Genomic DNA, 22,373 nt, shown 5'->3' on the forward strand with positions numbered 1-22,373 from the left:
CCCCCAAGCCGACAATACAGGCCTTTAATCGCATCCGGTCTCCCCACCGATCCGCTGGACACACACTGCAACCCTCAGGCGCGGGAGTCCAACGGCTTTTGGACATGGTTTCGTCGCTTTTGAACGAGGACGACCAGCCGGGGTTCCCAAACGAAAAAGGGCCCCGCTGTCGCGGAGCCCTTCGGGTCGTTCGATGCAGATGGCCTTATTGGCAGGCCAGGCACTCGTCGTAGTCGGTCTTGGGCAGGGAGAAGAGATCCGGCTGATTGGGATCGATCACTTCTTCGGCCTTGTCCTCGGCGCCCGCGAAGGCGGCGCGCTGCACAGACTTGGAGCGTAGATAGTACAGCGACTTCACGCCGCGTTCCCAGGCGGACCAGTGCAGCATGTGCAGGTCCCATTTGTTCACGTCGCCGGGGATGAACAGGTTCAGCGACTGGGCCTGGCAGATTTCCGGCGCGCGGTCGGCGGCCAGTTCGATCACCCAGCGCTGGTCCAGTTCGAAGGCGGTCTTGAACACCCCCTTCTCGTCCTCGTTCAGGGCGTCGAGGTGCTGGACCGAACCTTCGTTCTCCAGAATGGAGCTCCACACCGCCTCGGTGTTTATGCCCTTTTCGTCGAGCAGGCGCTCCAGATAGGGGTTCTTGACTGCGAAAGAGCCCGACAGGGTCTTGTGGGTGTAGATGTTGGCCGGGATCGGCTCGATGCCGGCCGACGTGCCGCCACAGATGATCGAGATCGAGGCGGTGGGGGCGATGGCCAGCTTGTGGCTGAACCGCTCCATCACGCCGCGCTCCTCGGCGTCCAGGCACGGGCCCTTCTCTTCGGCCAGCAGGCGGCTGGCCTTGTCGGCCTCGCGACGCAGATGCTTGAACAGGCGCATGTTCCACGACTTGGCCATGGCGCTTTCGAAGGCCACGCCCTGCCCCTGCAGGAAGGAGTGGAAGCCCATCAGGCCCAGACCCACCGAACGCTCGCGCTTGGCCGAATAGACGGCGGCGGCCATGGCGGGCGGGGCGCGGCGGATGAAGTCCTCCAGCACATTGTCCAGGAACCGCATCAGATCCTCGACGAAGCGCGGCTCCTCGCGCCACTCCAGGAAGGTCTCGGCGTTGACCGACGACAGGCAGCAGACGGCGGTCCGGTCCACGCCCAGGTGGTCGCGGCCGGTGTGCAGCATGATCTCGGCGCACAGGTTCGACTGCTTGACCTTCAGGCCCAGGTCGCGCTGGTGCGGCGCCATCTGGCGGTTCACCGTGTCCGAGAAGATCAGATAGGGCTCGCCGGTCTGCATGCGGATGTCGAGCAGCTTGGTCCACAGCGAACGGGCGTCTACGGTCTTCACGACCTCGCCGGTCTTGGGCGACTTCAGATCGAAGGTTCCGCCGACCTTGACCGCCTCCATGAACGCGTCGGTGACGTTGATGCCATGGTGCAGGTTCAGGGACTTGCGATTGAAGTCGCCCGACGGTTTGCGGATTTCCAGGAACTCTTCGATTTCCGGGTGGTGGATGTCCAGATAGACGGCGGCCGAACCGCGGCGCAGCGAACCCTGGCTGATCGCCAACGTCAGGCTGTCCATCACGCGGATGAAGGGGATGATGCCCGAGGTCTTGCCGGCGCCCTTCACCTTTTCGCCGATGGAGCGGACGCCGCCCCAATAGGTGCCGATGCCGCCGCCGTTGGAGGCCAGGGCCACGTTCTCGTTCCAGACGTTCTGGATGCCGTCCAGGCTGTCGCCCACCGCGTTCAGGAAGCAGGAGATGGGCAGGCCGCGATCCGCGCCGCCGTTCGACAGGACCGGGGTCGCCGGCATGAACCACAGGCGGCTCATATAGTCATACAGGCGCTGGGCGTGTTCGGCGTCGTCCGAGAAGGCGGTCGAGACACGCGCGAACATGTCCTGATAGCTTTCGCCCGGCAGCAGATAGCGATCTTCCAGCGTCTTCTTGCCGAAGTCGGTCAGCAGATCGTCGCGCGAGCGGTCGACCTGAACCGATTTGACCACGGTCAGGTGGGGGCGCTCCGGCGTCGGCGTCGCCGCAACGCCTTGGAATTCCGTCGTCTTCAATGCCTCGCCGCCAGCCATGGTCATCTGCGTCCTGAACAAAAAATCGTTTGAGCCGCCCGCGCCGCGACCACATCATCTTGTGGCCTCTGCGCTCCCCGAGCCCACATATAGGGCGCATATGCCTAATGACCCGTCAACGGGTTGACGCCGACCATTGTGGGCGAATCGGTCGGACAAGTCCCAGCCGTCTGGGGAAAAGCCCGCACGCAAGCCAGCACGTCCGTTTTACGCGCCAGAGACAGCGTGATCACGAACGCGTGATCGGAACGACTGCCCAGCTTGGCCGTTGGCTCGCCCATGACGCTTTCCGATTTCCGCGCCTTTTTGATACGCGTCCTGACGGTCGCCCGCACGGAGATCGCCGCGCTTCTGGCCTTGCTGGTCGTCGCCGGCGGCGTTCTGAGCTTCGCAGGCCTCGCCGATGAGATGACCGAGGGCGAGGGGCAGGCCTTCGATCTTCACGTCCTGGCGCTTATGCGGCCCTATGTCGACGATCCCGGCCGACCGTGGGGGCCGTGGTGGCTGAAGGAGGCGGCGGCGGACATCACCTCGCTGGGCGGCATCTCGGTGCTGGGTCTGTTCGCCCTGATCGTGATCGTCTTTCTGCTGAGCCAGCGGAAATGGCTGTCGTCCCTGCTGCTGGTCGTGGGTCTGGCCGGCGGCGTCGCGCTCTCGGAGGGCCTGAAGGCCGTGTTCGAACGCGCCCGCCCCCCTGCGGCCATGCAGGCGGTGGAGACGATCAACGCCAGCTTCCCGTCCGGCCACGCCCTGCTTTCCACCGTCTTCTATCTCAGCGTCGCCGTCATGCTGACCCGCGCCTTCCCGCGCGAGCGGTTCAAGGTCTTCGTCCTGGGCGTCGGCATTCTGCTGGCTCTGCTGGTCGGGCTGACGCGCATCTATCTGGGCGCCCACTGGGCCACCGACGTCTTCGCCGGCTGGGCGGTCGGCGCGGCCTGGGCCATGGCCCTGTGGCTGGTCGCCTATGGGGTGGCGCGCTGGCAGAAGCGCCGCCGGGCGCCGTTGCAGGACGAGCCGTCGCCCATCGAGGTCGAGACGACGATCGCCGCGACCAAAGTCTAGGCCCGCCATCCGCCGCTCGGCAGGCTAGTCTGGAGACATGACGGAGACGCACGCCATGGACCACGCCGCCCTTTACGCCGAACGCCTGAAGACCCCCGACCAGGCCGCCGCCCTGATCGTTTCGGGCGCCAAGGTCGCCATGGGCCTCGGCGTGTCCCAGCCGCCCGCCCTGCTCAAGGCCTTGGCCGAACGGGCCGAGCGCGGCGAGGTCGAGGATGTGAACCTCTACTACCTGCTCTCGACCGCCATCGCAGGCGACACGGTGCTGCGCTATGAGCTGATGGATCGGATCCGCCCCTGGAGCCTGTTCCACAGCGCCATCGAACGCCGGCTGGAACAGCGCGCGCACGAGGAGGGCCGCCCCAACCCCGTGCAGTTCATCCCCACGGGCTTTCAGCAGTCGCCCCGCCTGCTGTGCGACGAGGTCAAGGTGGATGCCCTGATCTGCACCGTCTCGCCGATGGATGCGGACGGCTTCTTCTCGTTCGGGACCAACACCGACTACGCCAAGCCGGTGTCGCAGACGGCCCGGACGGTGATCGTCGAGGTCAATCCGCACATGCCGCGCGTGTTCGGCGACTGCACCGTCCATGTATCCCAGGTCGCCGGCATCGTCGAACATGCTGCGCCCCTGCTGGTCGTGCCGCGCGCCGAGCCTCAGCCGGCGGACCTGGCCATCGGCCGCATCATCGCCGGCCTGGTCGAGGACGGGGCGACGCTTCAGATGGGGATCGGCGCCCTGCCCAACGCCGTCTGCGACGCCCTGATGGACCACCGCGATCTGGGCGTTCACACCGAGATGCTGACGCCCGGCCTGGTCGAGCTGATGCAGGCCGGCGTGGCCAACCATGCCCGCAAGACCCTGCATCCGGGCGTGGGCGTCTTCGCCTTCTCGATGGGCGACCTCAACACCTATGAATTCCTCGACGGCAATCGCGGCATGGAGGCCCATCCGGTCTCCTATGTGAACGACCCGGCCGTGATCGCACGCAATGCGAAGATGATCTCGGTCAACGCCACGCTTCAAGTCGACCTGACCGGCGCCTGCTGCTCGGAGTTTTTGAACGGGCGCCAGTTCACGGCCGCCGGGGGCCAGCTGGACTTCGTGCGCGGCACCTATGGATCGCAGGGCGGCAAGTCGATCATCGCTTGTCATTCCACGGCGGCGAAGGGAACGGCCTCACGCATCGTCGCGCGGCTTGACGGGCCGGTCACCACCCCCCGCAACGACACCAACATCGTCGCCACCGAACACGGCTGGACCAATCTGAAGGGCAAGTCGTCCAGCGAGCGCGCCCGCGCCCTGATCGCCCTGGCCGCGCCCGAGTTTCGCGACGGCCTGACGGCGGCGGCGCGCGAGCAGGGTCTGATCTGACGCCCCACTTGATCTTGGGCCGTCCGTCGGGACTTCTGGCGTCATGAAGACCGTCCGCCTGCTGGCCCTGCTGTCCCTGCTCGTCGCCGCGCCTGTCAGCGCCAGGGCGGCGCAAGGCGCCTATGCGACCGACGGCGACTGCGGCGGGCGGCCCATGACCACCGTGCGGATGGCGCCCGGCTATTGCCTGGGGCTGGTCTGGCAGGGAACGGGGGCCGAGGGACCGCGAATGCCGCGCGGCCTGCTGGCGCTACACGACGGCGACTGGTTGGTGACGGATCTGGGCAGTTGGGATCAGGGACGCGGCGCGATCTGGCGGCTGTCGTTCGGCGTCGACGGTGCGCCGCGCTGGCGCCAGCTGGCGCAAGGCCTGAGCATGCCGCACACGGCGGCGCGCGGGCCGGACGGGCGCATCTATGTGTCCGAGATGAACCGCATCCTGACACTTGACCCCGACGCGGCCGATCCGGCGGCGACGGTGCGCACCGTGATCGGCGACCTGCCTGACAATCGTCTGCACGCCAATCGCCACCCCCTGTCCAGCTTCGTCTTCGATGAGAACGGCGACCTGCTGGTCAATGTCGGCGCCCCCAGCGACCGCTGCGTGGATGCGCGAGGCCGGGCGCGCGCCAATGCTTCCGGCGCCTGCATCGACAGCGCGGCGACGGCCCAGGTGCGGCGTCACGCCTATCTGGGCAACGGCCGCTGGGCCGACGACAGCACCGTTTTCGCCTCGGGCCTGCGCAACTCCATCGCCCTGGTCCGGCACCCGTCGGGCACGATCCTGCAAGGCGAGAACTCCGTCGATCTGACCACGCCCGACCATCCCTATGACGAGATCAATGTCCTGCGTCAGGGCGGCCATTACGGCTGGCCCTATTGCGTCGATCTGGCGACGCCCCTGCCGGGCTGGAGCGCGGGCCAGGCGCGATGCAGCCAGCGCGACCGCCCGGTCGCCCTGCTGCCGCCGCACGCCGCGCCGCTGGACCTGATCTATTACGACGGGGCGATGTTTCCCGAACTGCGCGGCCGGCTGCTGATGAGCTGGCACGGATATCGTCGCGCGGGCGGCCGGATCGTGGCGGCCGAGACGGATGGCGAGGGCCGCCCGCTGACCGATATCGGCGGCCGCTACGCCATCTATCCCCGGGGCGCCCTGCCCTATCCCGCCGGCGCGCCCAGCGTGCGAGGCAAGGTTCTGACGCCGGGCTGGGACACGGTCGCAGGCCTTCAGCCGCGCGGCGCGCCGGTCGTGCTGGCCGTCGCCGCCGACGGATCGATCTGGGTCACGGACGACCGAAACCGGGCGATCCTCAGGATCGCCCGGTCGGATAAGACGCCCTAGCTCTTGCGTGCGTCGCGCTTGGCCAGGACGCGCAGGCGAAGGGCGTTCAGCTTGATGAAGCCGGCCGCGTCCTTGTGGTCATAGGCCTGGACGCCTTCTTCGAAGGTCACCAGGTCCTGATCGTACAGGCTGTTGGGGCTTTCGCGGCCGATCACCGAGACATTGCCCTTGTACAGCTTGACCTTGACCGTGCCGGAGACGTTTTCCTGGCTCTTGTCGATGGCGGCCTGCAGCATCTCGCGCTCGGGCGAGAACCAGAAGCCGTTGTAGATCAGCTCGGCGTATTTCGGCATCAGCTGGTCCTTCAGGTGCATGGAGCCGCCGTCCAGGGTGATGCTTTCGATGCCGCGGTGGGCCGCGATCAGAATGGTCCCGCCGGGGGTCTCATAAACGCCGCGCGACTTCATGCCGACGAAGCGGTTCTCGACCAGGTCCAGACGGCCGATGCCGTTGTCGTGGCCATACTGGTTCAGGGCGGTCAGGATCGTGGCGGGCGACATGGCCTCGCCGTTGATCGAGACGGCGTCGCCCTTTTCGAAGCCGATCTCGATGACGGTGGCCTTATCCGGCGCGTCTTCGGGGCTGATCGTGCGCTGGTGGACGAACTCGGGCGCCTCGACCGCCGGGTCTTCCAGCACCTTGCCCTCGGACGAGGAGTGCAGAAGGTTGGCGTCGACGCTGAAGGGCGCCTCGCCGCGCTTGTCCTTGGCGATCGGGATCTGGTTCTTCTCGGCGAAGTCCAGCAGGGCCTCGCGGCTGCGGAATTCCCACTCGCGCCACGGGGCGATGACGCGGATGTCGGGCTCCAGCGCGTAATAGCCCAGCTCGAACCGGACCTGATCGTTACCCTTTCCGGTTGCGCCGTGACAGACGGCGTCGGCGCCGACCTGACGCGCGATCTCGATCTGGCGCTTGGAGATCAGCGGCCGGGCGATGGAGGTGCCCAGCAGATAGTCGCCCTCATACTGAGCGTTTGCGCGGAACATGGGGAAGACGAAGTCGCGCACGAACTCTTCGCGCAGGTCGTCGATGAAGATGTTCTCGGGCTTGATGCCCAGCTTCAGCGCCTTCTCGCGCGCCGGACCCAACTCTTCGCCCTGGCCCAGATCGGCGGTGAAGGTCACGACCTCGGCGTTATATTCGGTCTGCAGCCACTTCAGGATGATCGAGGTGTCCAGCCCGCCCGAATAGGCGAGGACGACTTTCTTGACGGGCTTGTCGGCGGGGGCGGACATGGCGGCTCTTTCAGCAAGGGGCGGTCAGTCGGGGAGTTGACGCGCGCATAAGACCGGGGGTGCGGCGATGCAACCTTTTCCGGGTCGCGCGGGGGAGAACATGAACCTTTCGTCATGTTCCATTTGGTCGCGTTGCCAGGCGGCAGACCGGCGTTATGGTCCCCCCCAACTGCAATCCCGAGGATATCGCATGCGCCGCACTGGCTCTCTCGTCGCCGCCGCCGCCCTTCTGGCGGTTTCAACGCCTGTCTGGGCCTCCGTGGCCGCTGCACCCGCCGCCCAGGCCGCTGGTCAGGCCGCTGGTCAGGCCGCCGCGCCCGCCGTCCAGGCCGCGCCGGTGTCGGAGCTGATCAACGAAGTCGACATCCCCTATACCAAGTTCACCCTCGACAACGGTCTGACCGTCCTGGTCCACGAGGACCACAAGGCGCCCGTCGTCGCCGTCTCCGTCTGGTACAATGTCGGCTCCAAGGACGAGCCGGCCGGCAAGACCGGCTTCGCCCACCTGTTCGAACACCTGATGTTCGGCGGCTCGGAAAATGCGCCCGGCAGCTATTTCACGCCGATGCGCAACATGGGCGCGACCGACATGAACGGGACCACCTATTTCGACCGCACCAACTATTTCGAGACGGTTCCGACCCCGGCGCTGGAACAGGCCCTGTTCATGGAAAGCGACCGCATGGGCTACATGCTGGGCGCGATCAGCCAGGAGACGCTCGATCTGCAACGCGGCGTCGTCCAGAACGAAAAGCGTCAGGGCGACAACCAGCCCTATGGCCTGAACCAGTACAAGCAGCTGGAGGCCCTGTTCCCCGAAGGCCACCCCTATCGCCACTCGACCATCGGTTCGATGGCCGACCTGGACGCCGCCTCGATGCAGACGGTGCGCGACTGGTTCACCTCCAACTATGGCCCCAACAACGCCGTTCTGGTGCTGGCCGGCGACATCACCCCCGCCAAGGCGCGTGAACTGACCGACAAATACTTCGGCCCGATCGCCAAGGGTCCGGTGAACAATCCCGCCCAGGCCCCGGTGCCGACCCTGTCCGCCCCGCTCAGCGAAACCACCCACGACCGCGTCTCGAACGCCCAGGTCGAGGTCAGCTGGGCCGTGCCCGGCATGCTGGACCCGGATTCCGTGCCGCTCAGCGTCGCTGCCTCCGTGCTGGGCGGACTGGCCTCCTCGCGCCTGGACAATGAGCTGGTGCGCGGCGAGCAGACCGCCGTTTCGGCCAGCGCCGGCAACAGCGCCTTCCACCGCGTCGGCATCTTCGAGATGAGCGCCACGATCAAGCCGGGCGAAGACCCCGCCGCCGTCGAGGCGCGCATGCGCGAGATCCTGAACGGCCTGATCGCGAACGGCCCGACGCAGGACGAGATCAACCGCGTCGTCACCCAATACGCCTCGCGCCGCATCCAGGGCCTGGAACAGGTCGGCGGCTTCGGCGGCAAGGCCACAGCGCTCGCCGAAGGCCAGCTCTATGCCGGCGATCCTGAGTTCTACAAGAAGCAACTGGCCGCCTACGCCGCCGTCACGCCGGCCCAGGTCAAGGCGGCGATGCAGAAGTGGCTGACCCGTCCGGCCTATACGCTGACCACCCTGCCCGGCCAGCGTGAAGCCTATCAGGAGGCGGCTGCCGCGCCGTCCGGCGCCAACCGCACCCCGGCACCGGAAATCGAGCGCAAGCCGCGCATGCCCAAGCCCGAGATCGGTCAGGTCGCCAACGTCGACTTCCCGGCCGTCGAGCGCACCCGCCTGTCGAACGGCATGGAGGTGATCTACGCCCAGCGCGACGCCACCCCGACGACGAAGATCGCGCTCGATTTCGACGCCGGTCTGGCCGCCGACGACCGGTCCAAACTGGGTCTGCAGACCCTGATGCTGGACCTGATGGACGAGGGCACCCGCACCCTGAACGCCACGCAGCTGGCCGAGGCGCAGGAAGCCCTGGGCGCCAGCGTCACCACTGGGGCGACGATGGATAGTTCGGTCGTCCAACTGTCGGCGGTGACGCCGAACCTGAAGCCTTCGGTGGATCTGATGGCCGAGGTGGTGCGCAATCCCGCCTTCGCTCCGGCTGAGCTGGAGCGCCTGCGCGCCACCCGCCTGTCGCGCATCGCCGCCGAGCGCACCCAGCCGGCCGCCCTGGCCAGCCGCGCCCTGCCGGAACTGATGTACGGGCCGAACAGCCCCTATGGCCGTCCGTTCAGCGGCAATGGCGACGAGGCCAGCGTCAAGGCGATCACCGACGCCGACATCCGCGCCGACTACGCCAAGTGGATCCGTCCGGACAACGCCAAGCTGTTCATCGTCTCCGACCGGCCCCTGGCCGAGCTGACGCCGATCCTGGACAGCGCCTTCGGTCAATGGGTCCCGCCCGCTTCGGCCAAGGCCGTCAAGGACTTCTCGGCCCCGATCCCGGCCGCGACGCCCAAGATCGTGCTGATCGACCGGCCGCAATCGCCCCAGTCCTACATCATGGGCGGCGAGGTTCTGGGCCTGTCGGGCACCGACGACCTGTTGGTGCTGAACGCGGCGAACAATGTGCTCGGCAACGACTTCCTGTCGCGCATCAACTCGGACCTGCGTGAGACCAAGAGCTGGTCCTACGGCGTCAACGCCTCGGTCAATCCGTTCGCCGGACGCGTGCCCTATCTGATCACCGCCCCGGTCCAGGCCGACAAGACCGGCCCGGCCATCGAAGCCCTGAACCAGCAGTTCAACGACTTCCTTTCGGGCGGCAAGGGCGTGACGCCCGAGGAGCTGCAACGCACGATCAACGGCAACACCCGCCGTCTGGCCGGCAGCTACGAGACCTCGGCCGCCGTCCTAGGCGCCATGCGCTCCAACGCCCTGCTGGGCCGTCCGGACGACTATCCGGAAACCATCGCGGCGCGCACCAACGCCCTGACGGCCGCCCAGCTGGACGCCGCCGCCAAGGCCGCCATCGACCCGTCCCGGTTCGTCTGGGTCGTGGTCGGCGACGCCTCGGTGGTCAAGCCGCAACTGGACGCCCTGGGCATCCCCGTCGAGGTCCGCGCGGCGGCCCCCGCCGCCCAATAGGGCGACGCTCCGTCAAAATGACGAAGGCCCGGAGAGCGATCTCCGGGCCTTTTCTTTTTGCCGTCATGCTCGGGCCCTGGCCCGACGATGAGGGCCACTAGTCCAGCGTCGCGCCCGTCGTGCGCATGATCTCGGCGCGCAGTTCCGGCAGGCCCAGACCCTTTTCAGACGAGGTCAGGGCCACCACCGGGAAGGCGGCGGGGCGTTTGGAGACGGCCTTCAGGGTCGCGGCCTGCACGGCCTCGCCCTCGCCCTTCTTCAGCTTGTCGGCCTTGGTCAGGACGATCTGATAGCTGACGGCGGCCAGGTCCAGCGCATCCAGCGCCTCCGTATCCACCGATTTCAGCCCGTGGCGGCTGTCGATCAGCAGATAGACCCGCTTCAGCGTCACCCGCCCGCGCAGATAGTCGCGGCCCAGATCCTGGAACTTCTTGACCGTGGTCTTGGACGCCTTGGCCCAGCCATAGCCGGGCAGGTCGACCAGACGCATCCGGCCGTCCAGGTCGAAGAAGTTGACCTCGCGCGTGCGGCCCGGCTCGTTCGACGCGCGGGCCAGCTTGTGCATCCCCACCAGCCCATTGATCAGGCTGGACTTGCCCACGTTCGAGCGGCCGGCGAAGGCGATCTCGGGCAGGTCGGGGTCGGGCAGCTGCTCGATCTTGGCCGCGCCCATGACGAAGGTCGCAGGCCGCGCAAACAGGACGCGCGCCGCCTCGATGTCCTCGGGCGTGAACTCGGTCTCGTCGATCACGCCGGCGACTTCTTGAACCGGGCGAAGAACGCATCGATCGGGTTCTCGGCCTTGTAGCGGTGCATGATCACATACTGCTGCAGGATGGTCAGGATGTTGGACCAAGCCCAGTAGATCAGCAGGCCCGCCGCGAACGGCGCCATGATGAAGGTGAACAGCAGCGGCATGAACTGGAAGATCTGGCGCTGGACCGGATCGGCCGCCGGCGGGTTCATCGCCGTCTGCAGCCACATGGTCAGGCCATAGGCGATCGCCAGCAGACCCAGGTGCAGCGGGCCGGCCAACAGGCCGCCGATCAGCGGCGCCATCGCCGGATCCCACGGGATCAGGCCGAACAGATTCCAGATCGACGACGGGTCGCGCGCCGACAGGTCATGGATGAAGCCCAGGAACGGCTGGTGACGCATTTCGATGGTCACGGTCAGCACCTTGTACAGGGCGTAGAAGACCGGGATCTGCAGCAACAGCGGAAGGCATCCGGCGACCGGATTGATCTTCTCGCGCTGATACAGGGCCATCGTCTCCTGCTGCTGCTTCTGCGGGTCGTCTTTGAACTTCTTCTTGATCTCCTCCATCTTGGGCTGGAGGTTCCGCATTTTGGACATCGAGGCGTAGGCGTTGTTGGCCAGCGGGAACATCACCAGCTTGACGATGACGGTCAGGGCCAGGATGGCGACGCCGAAGCTGCCGACCAGGCCGTAGACGTTCTCCAGGATCCAGAAGATCGGACGCGTCAGGAACCAGAACATGCCCCAGTCGATCGCATAGACGAAGCGCGGCAGGTTCAGGCTCTGCTCATAGGATTTCAGCACCTCGGCGCGCTTGACCCCGGCGAACAGGCGCTGGGTCTCGGTCGCGGTCGCGCCGGGCTGGATGGTGCGGGTGGTGCCCAGGACATTGGCTTCCAGCTGCTGGGCGCCGTTCAGGTCGCGCACGCGGAATTCGGTTTCGACCGCCTCGTTCTGCTGGGGCAGCAGGGCCGCCAGCCAGTATTTGTCGGTGATGCCCAGCCAGCCGCCGGTCGAGGCGTTCTCGATCCGCGGCTCCTTCAGCCAGTCCTTGTATTTCTTCTGCTCGGTCCGGTAGTCGCCCGGCTTGCCGAAGGTGCCGATCGCGCCCTCGTGGACGATGTGCGACGAGCCGGCTGCGGGCGGCACGCCCTGGCGCTGGACGCTGCCGTAGGGGGCGATGGTGATCGCCTGCGTGCCCAGGTTCTGGACCGTGTCCTGGACCGAGAAGACGTATTTGTCATCGACCGAGATCACGCGGGTGAAGCGCAGGCCCTGGCCGTTGTCCCAGGTCAGGGTGATCGGCGTCGTCGGCGTCAGGGTCGAACCGTTGGTCAGGCGCCAGACGGTATTGGGTCCGGGCACGCCGCCGGCGACATTGGGGCCGGTCCAGCCGAACTGGGCGAAATAGGCGTTCTGCATGCCCTGCGGACGGAATAGCTCCACCGGCTGGGGCTTGTCCTGAACCTCGCGATAGTCGGTCAGGAACAGGTCGTCGATCCGGCCGCCCTGCAGCGACAGCGACCCCTTCAGCGTGCCGGACTGGATCGGCACACGCGCGGCGGTGCTCAGCGCCTGGCTGCGGTCGGTGACGAAGGTCGGGCCCTGCGGGCTCAGTGCGGTGCGCGCGGCGTTATCAGCGGTCTGCGACTGCTCGGCCTGGGCCTGCTGTTGCACGGCGCGGCGCTCGGCCTGCGGGCGCAGCACGGCGAAATAGTAGATCCCCATGATCAGGACCGAGCACACGATGAAGATGATCGTGTTGCGCGTGTTTTCGTTTTTCATGGATTCTGGCGGTCCTGGCCGGAGGGGGCGCGGGCGTGCGAAGGCCGATCGGCCTTGGGTGTCGCCAGCCTTGTAAGCGTCGATTTCACGTCGTCAAGCAGACGGTCCCACGCACGCTCGGTCGTGCCCATGCGGGCGATGAAGACATAGTCGCTTCCGGGCACGCCATGCTGGGCCAGGATGGCCCGTGCGGCCTCGCGCAGACGGCGTTTGGCGCGGTTGCGCTGGACCGCCCCGCCGATCTTCTTGGTGGCGGTGAAGCCCAGGCCGATGTGCGGCGAACCGTCGCCACGCTCCAGCCGCTGGATCACCACGGCGCCGCGCGCCTCGGAAACGCCTTTGGCGGCCGCCAGGAACTGGGGCCGCCGCAACAGACGCTTGATCTGTAAAAGGTCGCTCATGCGTCCAAAAAATCCGGACGCGTAAGCCGCTTACGCCGTCAGGCGCTTGCGGCCCTTGGCGCGACGGCGCGCAACAATCTTCTGGCCGTTCTTGGTGGCCATCCGGCTGCGGAAGCCGTGACGGCGCTTGCGCACGAGTCGCGACGGCTGATAGGTCCGCTTCACGGTCGGCTCCTGACGTTAAAAGGTTGGGCGACGGGGCAAGAGGCGTCCGCCGCAGGAAGCGCGGGCGTATAAGTCGCATGTCCGCGTGAGTCAACGCTCGGACGGCATTTCGGGACGATGAAACGGATGGCGAAACGAACGGCGAAGGAATGGGCCCTGCGGCTGGCGCCGTTGGCGGCCATCGCCGGGCTGGTGATCGCCTTCTTCGCCCTGGGCTGGAACCGCTATCTTTCGATGGATCTGATCCGCGAGCACGGGCTGAACCTTCAGGCCTATGCGCAACAGAACTGGTGGATCGCGCTGGTCGCCTTCATCGCCGTCTATGCCTTGGCGACCGCCTCGACCATTCCAGGACCCGTCTTCCTGACCCTGCTGGGCGGGATGATGTTCGGCCCTTATGTCGGGGCCCTGGCCCAGTCGACGGGGGCCACGATCGGTTCGGTCGTCATCTATTATGTCTATCGCACCTCGATCGGTTCCTGGCTGCGCGCCAAGTTCGAGGCCGACGCCAGCTTCATGGATCGGCTGGCCAAGGGTATCGACCGCAACGCCTTCACCACCCTTTTCACCCTGCGCGTGATCCCCAGCGTGCCCTTCGTCCTGGTCAACGCGACGGCAGGGATGATGGCGGTGCCGCTGAGACCCTACATCATCGCCACCTTCATCGGCCTGCTGCCGTCCACCTTCATCTACACCTGGATCGGGTCGCAGCTGGGCGACCTGCTGCGCGCCGGCGTTCGTCCTGACCTGCCGATGCTGCTGCAACAGTTCTTCTGGCCTTTGATGGGCGTGGTCTTCCTGTCCCTGCTGCTGCCCATCGGCATCAAGCTGTTCCAGATGATCCGCGCCCGACGGATCGGAGCGCCGGCGGCATGAGCGCCCTGTTCGACCGGATCGCGGCGCGGCTGAACCTGACGCCGGACCAGGCCAGTCTCTGGCGCGAGCGCCTGACACCGCGTGCGCCCGACGGCCTGTCGGCGCGGCTGCTGCTGCTGACCGTCGCCTTCACCCTGGCGGTGGAGGCCCTGATCCTGGGGCCGAACCTGGCGGCCTTCCATGAGCGCTGGCTCCGCGACCGGCTCCAGGCCGCCGAACTGGCCTCGGTCGGGGTCGAAGCCCTGCCCTATAGCGCGGTCGAGGACGACACAGCCGCCGAACTGATGCGGATCGGCGGGGTTCAGGCGGTGGCCCTGACGGAGCAAGGCGTGCGCCGCCTGCTGCTTCAGGCCCCCAACCTGCCCCGCGCGCCCGAACTGATCGACCTGAGGCGTCAGGACAGCTGGTCGCGCCTGACCGACCCGTGGCGCACCCTGTTCGGCCATCCGGACCGTTCGCTGCGGGTTCAGGCCAAGCCGCGCTATCGCTCGGGCGACTTCATCGAGATCGTCACGCCCGCCCAGCCGCTGAAGCTGGAACTGCGCGCCTTCCTGCTGAACAGCCTGCTGGTGTCCCTGCTGGTGTCGGTGACGGCGGGCGCGCTGCTGTATGGCGGTCTGGCCCTGCTGGTGCTGCGCCCGCTGCGTCGCGTCACCCGCTCGATGGAACGGTTCGCCGCCGATCCCGAGAGCGAGGCCGAGGCGCCGTCCGACCGTCACGACGAAATCGGCCGCGTAGAGCGCGAACTCAGCCGGATGCAGGAGGAGGTGCGCCATTCGCTGCGCTCTCGCGCCCGTCTGGTCGCGCTGGGCGAGGCGGTGGCCAAGATCAACCATGACCTGCGAAACATGCTGACCTCGGCCCAGATGGCGTCCGAACGGCTGGCGACCTCCGCCGACCCTCAGGTGGCCAAGGCCCTGCCCCGGCTGGAGCGCGCGCTCAGCCGCGCCGCCAGCCTGTCGCGCAATGTTCTGGAATACGGCAAGAGCGAGGAGCCCGCGCCGCAAAAGACCCGCGTCGTCCTGACCAAGGCCCTGACCCTGGCGGCCGAGGACGCCGGGCTGGACCCCGACGGCGTGCGCCTGGTCAAACAGCTGCCGCCCCGGTTCGCCGTCGAGGCCGACCCGGATCAGCTGTATCGCATCCTGGTCAATCTGATGCGCAACGCCCGCCAGGCCATCGAGGCCGATCCGACGCGTCCGCCCGAGCGGCGCGGCAAGGGCGCCATCACCGTCAGCGCCTTTGGTCAGGACGGCTTCTGCGTCGTGCGCATCGCCGACGACGGCCCCGGCATTCCGCCGCGTCTGGCCGAACGCCTGTTCGAACCCTTCGTCAGCTCAAAGAGCTCGGACGGCTCGGGCCTGGGCCTGACCATCTCGCGCGAACTGGCCGCCCTTCACGGCGGCGATCTGCGGCTGGTCGAGACCGACGGCAAGGGCGCCGTGTTCGAGCTGCGCCTGCCGGGCTGAACCGCCCTATTCCAGACCGTCGTCCGACACGACGAAGGGCCGGTTTTCCGCCTTGGCCTGGGCCGCCAACTCCTCCTGAACCAGATGCCAGCGCCGCAGCCGCTCATAGTCGATGGCGTGCTCGGGCGAGGCGTCCAGCCAATGGCGGAAGTCCTCGATCTGGAGCCGGGCGTCCGCAGCGGCCGTATCGGGCAGGGCCGGCACGTTCGGCAACTGGCGCGCGACATCCGCAGGAATAGGGAAGTCGCCGGACGCGGTGCTCAGGATCATCGGTCTTCTCGGATAGGCTGCGGTCGGGAGAGGACGACCATGACGCGAAGCCGAGCCTTTCGCCACCTTTTCATCGCTGCGGCGTTGTGAGCAGCATCACAATAGCCAAGCTGCGGGTAACGCCACGGCCTCGAGAGAGACAGTCATGATCGTTCGCACCGCCGCCGCCGCTATCCTGCTGGCCGCCACCCTGACCGCACCCGTCGCCGCCCAGACGACGACGGCGCCGGCGACCGCCGACCCCTATCGCGATCAGCGCGCCCTGCCCGACCCGGCCGATCCCGCCAGCCGCGACGCCCTGCTGAAGGCACGGGGCGAGGCCTATCATCGCGCAAGCGACGCCCAGCAGACCGAAGAGGAACTGCGCACCACGCGCGCCCTCAACGACGAGATCGCCGCCCAGAACGCCCTGGCCGACAAGACCGACGCCGACAACCGGTTGGACTACGACGCCGCCCTGGCCCGTCATCAGATCGAGGTCAGCCAAGCCGAGGAACAGGCGCGCGCCGCCGCCGAGACCGCCCGCTTGGCGCAGGAGAAATACGACCGCGACTACGCCGCCTGGCAGGAACAGGTGCGACTGTGCCGCACGGGCTTCCGCCCCGCCTGCACCGCCCGGCCGGCGTGGGTCGCACCGGCGCAGTGAACGCCTTCAGTCCGCCTTGGCCTTCGCTTCGGCGATCAGGGCGTCGTCGATTTCGCGGGCGCGCACAGCGGCCGGGCGTGTCGTGATCCGTTCGACATAGGCCTTAAACGCCGGCCGTTCGGGCAGGCTCTTGAACATCAGCCCCCAGGCGATCTGGCTGCCGACATAGACATCGGCGGCGCTGAACCGCTCGCCGAGGATCCACGGGCTGCGATCCAACGCGTGTTCCAGCCCGTCGATCACCTGATCGAACGAGCCGTAGCCGACCATGGCCGACTTTTCGGGCGGCGGCAGTTGACCCAGCGACTTTGCCGTCACCGCCGCCTCGACCGGTCCGGCGGCGAAGAACATCCAGCGGTAATATAGGCCGCGCAGCGGATCGTCCGTCGCCGGCGCCAAGGCGGCTTCAGGAAAGGCGTCGGCCAGATAGGCGCAGATGGCGGCGCATTCGGTCACGACGACTCCACGATGGACGATGGCCGGCACCTTGCCCATCGGATTGATCGCCAGATAGTCCGGCGACTTCATCGCCGGATAATCGACCACGACGGTGCGATAGGGCTGGCCTGCCTCCTCCAGCATCCAGCGGACGATGCGTCCGCGCGACATGGGGTTGGTGTAGAACACGATCTCTTCGCTCATGGCGTGCTCTACCCCTTTTTGGGCCTACCGCGCTTCGCGTTGCTTGAGGCCAGCCTTCTTGACCTATCGGGCTTCGCGCTGCTCCAGGCCGACTATTCTCCTGGCCTAACGCGTCGCTACTTTAGGCCCGGTCAGCCCGCGACCATACTCATGTCGCGGCGCGCCATCATGCGGTCGAACTCGCTCCAGACGCCGTCGGCGCCGTGCCAGTTCCCCTGCGTCGCCGCCTTGGAATATTCGGTGGCGCGGGCCTCGAAGAAATTGGCGTGTTCGACGCCGCTGAGTAGCGACTGCAGCCAGGGCAGCGGGTTTTCCGTCACCCCATAGACTTCCGGCAGCTTCAGCTGACGCAGGCGCCAGTCGGCGATAAAGCGGATGTACTGCTTGATGTCCTCGGGCGTCATGCCGTTCACCGAGCCCATTTCGAAGGCCAGGTCGATGAACTTGTCTTCCATGTTCACCACCGTCTTGCAGCAGTCGACGATGTCGTCCGCGACCGACTTGGTGACGGCGCCCGTCTCCTTGTTGAAGGCGTGGTACAGCTTGATGATGCCTTCGCAGTGCAGGCTCTCGTCGCGCACCGACCAGGACACGATCTGGCCCATGCCCTTCATCTTGTTCTGGCGTGGGAAGTTCATCAGCATGGCGAAGGACGCGAACAGCTGAACGCCTTCCGAGAAGCCGCCGAACATGGCCAGGGTCCGGCAGATGTCGGCGTCGGAATCGACCCCGAACTGGCCCATGTAGTCGTGCTTGTCCCGCATGGCCTCATATTCCATGAAGGCGCCGAACTCGCTCTCGGGCATGCCGATGGTCTCGAGCAGCAGGGCGTAAGCCGCGATATGGATCGTCTCCATATTGCCGAAGGCGGCCAGCATCATCTTCACCTCGGTCGGTTTGAAGACCCGACCGTAGCGTTCCATGTAGTTGTCCTGAACCTCGATGTCCGCCTGGGTGAAGAAGCGGAAGATCTGGGTCAGCAGGTTGCGTTCGCCGTCGTTCAGGGTCGAGGCCCAGTCCTTGACGTCCTCGCCCAGCGGCACCTCCTCGGGCATCCAGTGGACCTGCTGCTGCTTCTTCCACATGTCGAACGCCCACGGATAGCGGAACGGCTTGTAGGCGGCCGACGGGGTCAGAAGACCGGCGCGCTCGGGGAGGATGATCGGAGTGATGGCGTTCATCGAACTGGACCTGAGGGCGATTCCAAACAGGCGTTCACCATGCGATGCGACGATCCCGGCGCCAAGTCGAAACAGGTCTATTTTGCGATCACAATTTATCGCGACCGCTAGATGTTGTGTCCGTGCCGCACATTCCTGGGGACGCACCTGGGGATGAAGCCGCGCCCGACGGCTCAGGCGGCTTGGGCGTCCAGGCGAGTTGCGGCCGCGCTCAGCGTCTCGTCGATGGCGGCGTAGAGCTTGGCCTGGGTCACCGGCTTGGCCAGATGGCCGTCCATGCCGGCGGACAGGCACCGGGCGGCGTCTTCGGGCATGGCCTCGGCGGTGACGGCCAGGATCGGCGTCTGGCTGGCGGGATCGGCCAGGGCGCGGATCGCGCGGGTGGCGGCCAGACCATCCATCACCGGCATGCGCACATCCATCAGGATCAGGTCGAAAGCCTCGGCCGAGGCGGCGTTCACCGCCTCGCGCCCGTCACAGGCCTCGGCGGTGTCGCAGTCGGCGGCCTGCAGCATGATGCGCAGCAGATCCCGATTGGCCGGGTGGTCGTCGACGATCAGCACCCGCATACGGCGGCTGTCCAGCGGCGCGCCGCCGTCCGTCTCGACTGGGGCCGCAATGGGCGCCTCGATCTCCACGGTGAAGGTCGAACCCTGCCACTGGACGCTTTCGACGGCGATGGTTCCGTTAAGCCGCTCGGCGTGGCTCTTGGCCAGGGCCAGGCCGACGCCCGCCCCCTCGTGGGTGCGGCTGGTGGAGGCGTCCGCTTGTTCGAACAGGCGGAACACGCCCGCCAGGGTCGCGGCGTCCATGCCGCAGCTGGTGTCCGACACGGCGATCCGCAGCCGGGCTTCGAGCCGATCGACCATGACGGTCACGCCCCCGCGCGTCGTGAATTTCGAGGCGTTCAGCGTCAGGTGATGCAGTATCTGGCGCAGACGCCGCATGTCGGTCAGCACCCAGCCCTCAGCGTCCGGCGTGATGTGCAGGTCGAAGGTCAGGCCGCGGATTTCGGCCCACTCGCGCGCCGGCGCCACGGCGTCCTGGATCAGGGCGCGCAGATCGGCGGGCTTCAGCACGACCTCGTCGCCCCCGCGCGAAATCTCCAGCAAGTCCTCCACCAGACGCAGCATGGATTCTCCACACTGGCGCACCGCATTGACCTGGCGATGGCCCTCGGCATCCAGGCTGGTCGAGCGCGACAGCAGGTCGGCATAGCCGGTGACCCCGGTCAGGGGGGTGCGCATCTCATGGCTCATCAAGGCCAGGAAGCGCGACTTCGCTTCGTCGGCGCGCCTGGCCCGGGCCAGGGCGTCCAGTGCCGCCGCCGTCCGCGCCCTCAGACGCGCCGTCAGCCGTCGACGCTCGGTCGACAGGGTGGTGATGGGCAGAACCGACCCCACCACGCACAGCAGGAACAGATGAAACACATTCATCTGGCGCATCACTTCGGGCAGGGCCGCCAGAACCGGATCGGACGGCAGGCGGGTCAGCACGACCGGCCCATGCCCGCTCAGCGTGGCGGCGCCGCCTATGGCCGCGACCAGCACCACCGCGCAGGCGGTGGTCGGCGGGCACAGCCGGAAGGCCAGAAGGATCAGCGGCGGAAACACCGCGAACATCACTGGCGCCGATGTCTGGGTGAAGACCCACAGCGTGACGCCGCCGACCAGCACCAGCAGGGCGGCCGCCTCGGTCATCGTGGCCTGGGCGTCGTCCCTGAAACGGTGATTGCGCGCCAGCAGCAGCAGGGACGGCGTGACGATCATCATCGCCAGCAGTTCCATGTCGAAGAGGTGGTGCATCCGGAACGCCAGCGTGCCCGGCACCTTCCAGCTCATCAGCACCGCGACCGCGCCCGCCAGCAGGGTGCTGATCAAGACGGCCGGCACGGCGGCGAAGACTGCGAAGCGGAACAGACGCCAGGGCCGTCGCATATCCAGCGCGGCCCCGCAGAAACGGCGCGCCAGCACGGCCGCGACGCAGACCTGCGTCAGGTTCAGGGCGACATTGGTGAACATCATCACGCCGGGATCGCCGCGCACGATATTGCTGACCAGATTGATCGCGGCGCAGCCGAGCATCACGCCGATGGCCTGGCGACGATGAAGCTGAAGAACGGCGGCCAGAAGCACCGCATTGGCCGGCCACAGAACCGTGGCGCCGAATGCATGCATGCTCCACTGGGCGACCGACAGGCACAGGGCGAACAGGGCCACATAGGCGTAGGGCGACGGCCCAGCCGCGCGACCGGCCTTGTGACGGAAAAACCGCCAGCGTCCGCCTTCTGCGTTCACCCACTTCAGTCCCATGACGTAACGGTGACACACAGGGGTTAAGGATCCCGTAGCGGCCGACCTAGGTAGGATTGCGGAACCGCCGTTCAGCGTCGCCGTTTACTCGCCCTTGCCAGCAAAGGGCCCCAGACGATGTCAGACGTGATCGCCGAACCGACCTTCGAGCCGCCGGCGGACGCCCTGGCCTTCTATGAAGAGAGCCTGCGCCTGCTGAAGGAAAGCGGCATCCCCTTCCTGCTGTCGGGCACCTATGCGGTCACGGCCTACACCGGCATCCGTCGCCCGACCAAGGATCTGGACGTCTTCTGCAAGCCCGGCGACTACCCCCGCATCCTGGCCTTCTTCCAGAAGCACGGCTACCGCACCGACGTCGAGGACGAGCGCTGGATCGCCAAGGTCTGGAAGGACGAGAAACACTTCTTCGACGTCATCTTCGCCATGTCCAACGGCACCATCGCCGTGTCCGACAGCTGGTTCAGCGAGGACCGGATCACCGTCTATGGCCACCAGGTGCAGATCACCCCGCCCACGGCCCTGATCCTGTCCAAGGTCTTTATTCAGGACCGCTATCGCTATGACGGGGCCGACGTGAACCACGTCATCCTGAAACAGTCCGACGCCATCGACTGGAAGAGCCTGCTGGACCAGATGGACCTCTATTGGGAGGTGCTGGCGGCGCATCTGCTGAACTTCCGCTTCGCCTATCCGACCGAGCGCGACCGGATTCCGCGCTGGCTGATGGAAGAGCTGGTCCAGCGGCTGACGGCCCAGATCGATCTGCCGGCGCCGCGCGTGAAGGTCTGTCGCGGCCGCCTGTTCAGCCCGCGCGACTATGTCGCCGACGTCGCCGAATGGGGCTTTGGCGATGTCGTCGGCAAGGGGTTGGAGGAACGCCACGACCCCGTCCACCTGGGCCACTGAAAGGTAAGCCGCCATGACCGACGCCGTCCCCGATCCCCAGACGACCCAACCCGGCCTGGAGCCCGGCCCCGCCAAGATCCTGCGCGTCGCCGCCGTCGGCGACCTTCATGTCGGCGAGACCACCGAGCATCGCTATCGCGACCTATTCGAGCGGGTGTCGGACGACGCCGATGTGCTGTGCCTGTGCGGCGACCTGACCAACTACGGCAAGACGCCCGAGGTCGAGCGGCTGCTTGAGGATCTCAAGCTGTGCAAGATCCCGATGGTCGGCGTGCTGGGCAATCACGAGCACGAGTGCGGCCAGCCCGAGGTCGTCACGAAGATGCTGACCGACGCCGGGGTCAAGATGCTGACCGGCGAGGCCTATGAGATCGACGGCGTCGGATTTGCGGGCGGCAAGGGGTTCGTCGGCGGCTTCGGCCGCTACATGCTCTCCTCGTTCGGCGAGGCCTCGATCAAGCGCTTCGTGCAGGAGGCGGTCGAAGACGCCAATCTGATCGAGAACTCGATCCGCATGCTGCGCACCGAACGCTCGGTCGTGCTGCTGCACTATGCGCCCGTGGTCGAGACGGTGATGGGCGAACCGCCCGAAATCCACGCCTTCCTGGGGTCGTCGCGCCTGGCCGAGACCATCGATCGCTACGACAACGTCCGTCTGGTCGTGCACGGCCACGCCCACCGCGGCGGGCCGGAGGGACGCACCACCAGGGGCACGCCCGTCTATAATGTCGCCCTGCCGGTGCTGAAGACCCTGGGCGACAAGCCCTATCGGGTCTTTGAAATCTGAT

19 protein-coding genes are annotated in these 22,373 nt (G+C 66.9%); 9 read left to right on the forward strand and 10 right to left on the reverse strand.

The window, feature by feature from the left end; genetic code table 11:
* Positions 1–205: 205 nt before the first annotated feature.
* Positions 206–2,089: a ribonucleoside-diphosphate reductase subunit alpha gene (locus VH88_RS08665; RefSeq protein WP_369796281.1), complete on the reverse strand. Its 1,884-nt coding sequence runs from the start codon at positions 2,087–2,089 to the stop codon at positions 206–208.
* 279 nt (positions 2,090–2,368) lie between these two features.
* On the opposite strand from VH88_RS08665, the gene VH88_RS08670 reads away from it, so the two are divergent.
* From VH88_RS08670 to VH88_RS08680, 3 genes are read left to right on the forward strand one after another with little or no spacing between them, the layout of a single operon-like run.
* Positions 2,369–3,151: a phosphatase PAP2 family protein gene (locus VH88_RS08670; RefSeq protein WP_045810899.1), complete on the forward strand. Its 783-nt coding sequence runs from the start codon at positions 2,369–2,371 to the stop codon at positions 3,149–3,151.
* Positions 3,152–3,188: 37 nt separating this feature from the next.
* On the forward strand, positions 3,189–4,526 hold the full coding sequence (locus tag VH88_RS08675) for an acetyl-CoA hydrolase/transferase family protein (RefSeq protein ID WP_082064427.1): 1,338 nt from the start codon (positions 3,189–3,191) through the stop codon (positions 4,524–4,526).
* A gap of 43 nt (positions 4,527–4,569) precedes the next feature.
* Entirely contained in the window at positions 4,570–5,871 is a 1,302-nt protein-coding gene (locus VH88_RS08680; protein ID WP_045810900.1) for a sorbosone dehydrogenase family protein, read from the forward strand.
* On the opposite strand, the gene VH88_RS08685 is transcribed toward VH88_RS08680, so the two are convergent.
* A complete protein-coding gene (locus VH88_RS08685) occupies positions 5,868–7,106 on the reverse strand; it encodes an argininosuccinate synthase (RefSeq protein ID WP_045810901.1) in 1,239 nt (412 codons plus the stop codon). The genes VH88_RS08680 and VH88_RS08685 overlap by 4 nt on opposite strands.
* A 190-nt stretch (positions 7,107–7,296) precedes the next feature.
* Here VH88_RS08685 and VH88_RS08690 point away from each other — a divergent pair, with 190 nt between their 5' ends.
* On the forward strand, positions 7,297–10,173 hold the full coding sequence (locus VH88_RS08690) for a pitrilysin family protein (RefSeq protein WP_045810902.1): 2,877 nt from the start codon (positions 7,297–7,299) through the stop codon (positions 10,171–10,173).
* 97 nt (positions 10,174–10,270) lie between these two features.
* Here the strand turns inward: VH88_RS08690 and yihA are convergent, their stop codons facing one another.
* Genes yihA through rpmH form a run of 4 tightly spaced genes read right to left on the reverse strand, consistent with a single transcriptional unit; the run spans position 10,271 to position 13,283 of the window.
* The gene (yihA, locus tag VH88_RS08695; protein ID WP_045810903.1) at positions 10,271–10,924 is read right to left on the reverse strand and encodes a ribosome biogenesis GTP-binding protein YihA/YsxC; all 654 of its coding nucleotides are present in this window, start codon (positions 10,922–10,924) and stop codon (positions 10,271–10,273) included.
* Complete coding sequence (gene yidC, locus VH88_RS08700; RefSeq protein ID WP_045810904.1) at positions 10,921–12,717, reverse strand: membrane protein insertase YidC; 1,797 nt, start codon at positions 12,715–12,717, stop codon at positions 10,921–10,923. The genes yihA and yidC overlap by 4 nt, the downstream gene beginning before the upstream one ends.
* Positions 12,714–13,118 carry a ribonuclease P protein component gene (gene rnpA / locus VH88_RS08705; RefSeq protein ID WP_045810905.1) on the reverse strand — a complete coding sequence of 135 codons (405 nt, stop codon included), beginning with the start codon at positions 13,116–13,118 and terminating at the stop codon, positions 12,714–12,716. The genes yidC and rnpA overlap by 4 nt, the downstream gene beginning before the upstream one ends.
* A 30-nt stretch (positions 13,119–13,148) precedes the next feature.
* Positions 13,149–13,283 carry a 50S ribosomal protein L34 gene (rpmH, locus tag VH88_RS08710; protein ID WP_003164000.1) on the reverse strand — a complete coding sequence of 45 codons (135 nt, stop codon included), beginning with the start codon at positions 13,281–13,283 and terminating at the stop codon, positions 13,149–13,151.
* A gap of 126 nt (positions 13,284–13,409) precedes the next feature.
* On the opposite strand from rpmH, the gene VH88_RS08715 reads away from it, so the two are divergent.
* Positions 13,410–14,159: a TVP38/TMEM64 family protein gene (locus VH88_RS08715; protein ID WP_045810906.1), complete on the forward strand. Its 750-nt coding sequence runs from the start codon at positions 13,410–13,412 to the stop codon at positions 14,157–14,159.
* Positions 14,156–15,628 carry a sensor histidine kinase gene (locus VH88_RS08720; protein WP_052689536.1) on the forward strand — a complete coding sequence of 491 codons (1,473 nt, stop codon included), beginning with the start codon at positions 14,156–14,158 and terminating at the stop codon, positions 15,626–15,628. Before VH88_RS08715 ends, VH88_RS08720 begins: the two co-directional genes overlap by 4 nt.
* A gap of 6 nt (positions 15,629–15,634) precedes the next feature.
* Here VH88_RS08720 and VH88_RS08725 read toward each other — a convergent pair whose 3' ends face one another.
* On the reverse strand, positions 15,635–15,898 hold the full coding sequence (locus VH88_RS08725) for a hypothetical protein (protein ID WP_045810907.1): 264 nt from the start codon (positions 15,896–15,898) through the stop codon (positions 15,635–15,637).
* Between the two features lie 145 nt (positions 15,899–16,043).
* Here VH88_RS08725 and VH88_RS08730 point away from each other — a divergent pair, with 145 nt between their 5' ends.
* Positions 16,044–16,544, forward strand: a complete 501-nt coding sequence (locus VH88_RS08730; RefSeq protein ID WP_045810908.1) for a hypothetical protein — start codon at positions 16,044–16,046, stop codon at positions 16,542–16,544.
* Between the two features lie 6 nt (positions 16,545–16,550).
* On the opposite strand, the gene VH88_RS08735 is transcribed toward VH88_RS08730, so the two are convergent.
* The 3 genes from VH88_RS08735 to VH88_RS08745 all read right to left on the reverse strand — a co-directional run bounded on the left by VH88_RS08735 (position 16,551) and on the right by VH88_RS08745 (position 20,679).
* Positions 16,551–17,186 (reverse strand): glutathione S-transferase family protein, encoded by a 636-nt coding sequence (locus VH88_RS08735; RefSeq protein ID WP_045810909.1) that lies wholly within the window; start codon positions 17,184–17,186, stop codon positions 16,551–16,553.
* A 131-nt stretch (positions 17,187–17,317) separates the two neighbouring features.
* Entirely contained in the window at positions 17,318–18,367 is a 1,050-nt protein-coding gene (locus tag VH88_RS08740) for a ribonucleotide-diphosphate reductase subunit beta (RefSeq protein WP_045810910.1), read from the reverse strand.
* Between the two features lie 173 nt (positions 18,368–18,540).
* Entirely contained in the window at positions 18,541–20,679 is a 2,139-nt protein-coding gene (locus VH88_RS08745; RefSeq protein ID WP_045810911.1) for a response regulator, read from the reverse strand.
* Positions 20,680–20,796: 117 nt separating this feature from the next.
* Between VH88_RS08745 and VH88_RS08750 the strand changes: the two genes are divergently transcribed.
* Together VH88_RS08750 and VH88_RS08755 are read left to right on the forward strand one after the other, a co-directional pair.
* On the forward strand, positions 20,797–21,585 hold the full coding sequence (locus VH88_RS08750; RefSeq protein ID WP_039246573.1) for a nucleotidyltransferase family protein: 789 nt from the start codon (positions 20,797–20,799) through the stop codon (positions 21,583–21,585).
* Between the two features lie 13 nt (positions 21,586–21,598).
* Entirely contained in the window at positions 21,599–22,372 is a 774-nt protein-coding gene (locus VH88_RS08755) for a metallophosphoesterase (RefSeq protein ID WP_197071039.1), read from the forward strand.
* The last annotated feature ends 1 nt before the right edge of the window (position 22,373 follow it).

Source organism: Brevundimonas sp. KM4 (genome assembly GCF_000964075.1).
Lineage (GTDB): Bacteria > Pseudomonadota > Alphaproteobacteria > Caulobacterales > Caulobacteraceae > Brevundimonas > Brevundimonas huaxiensis.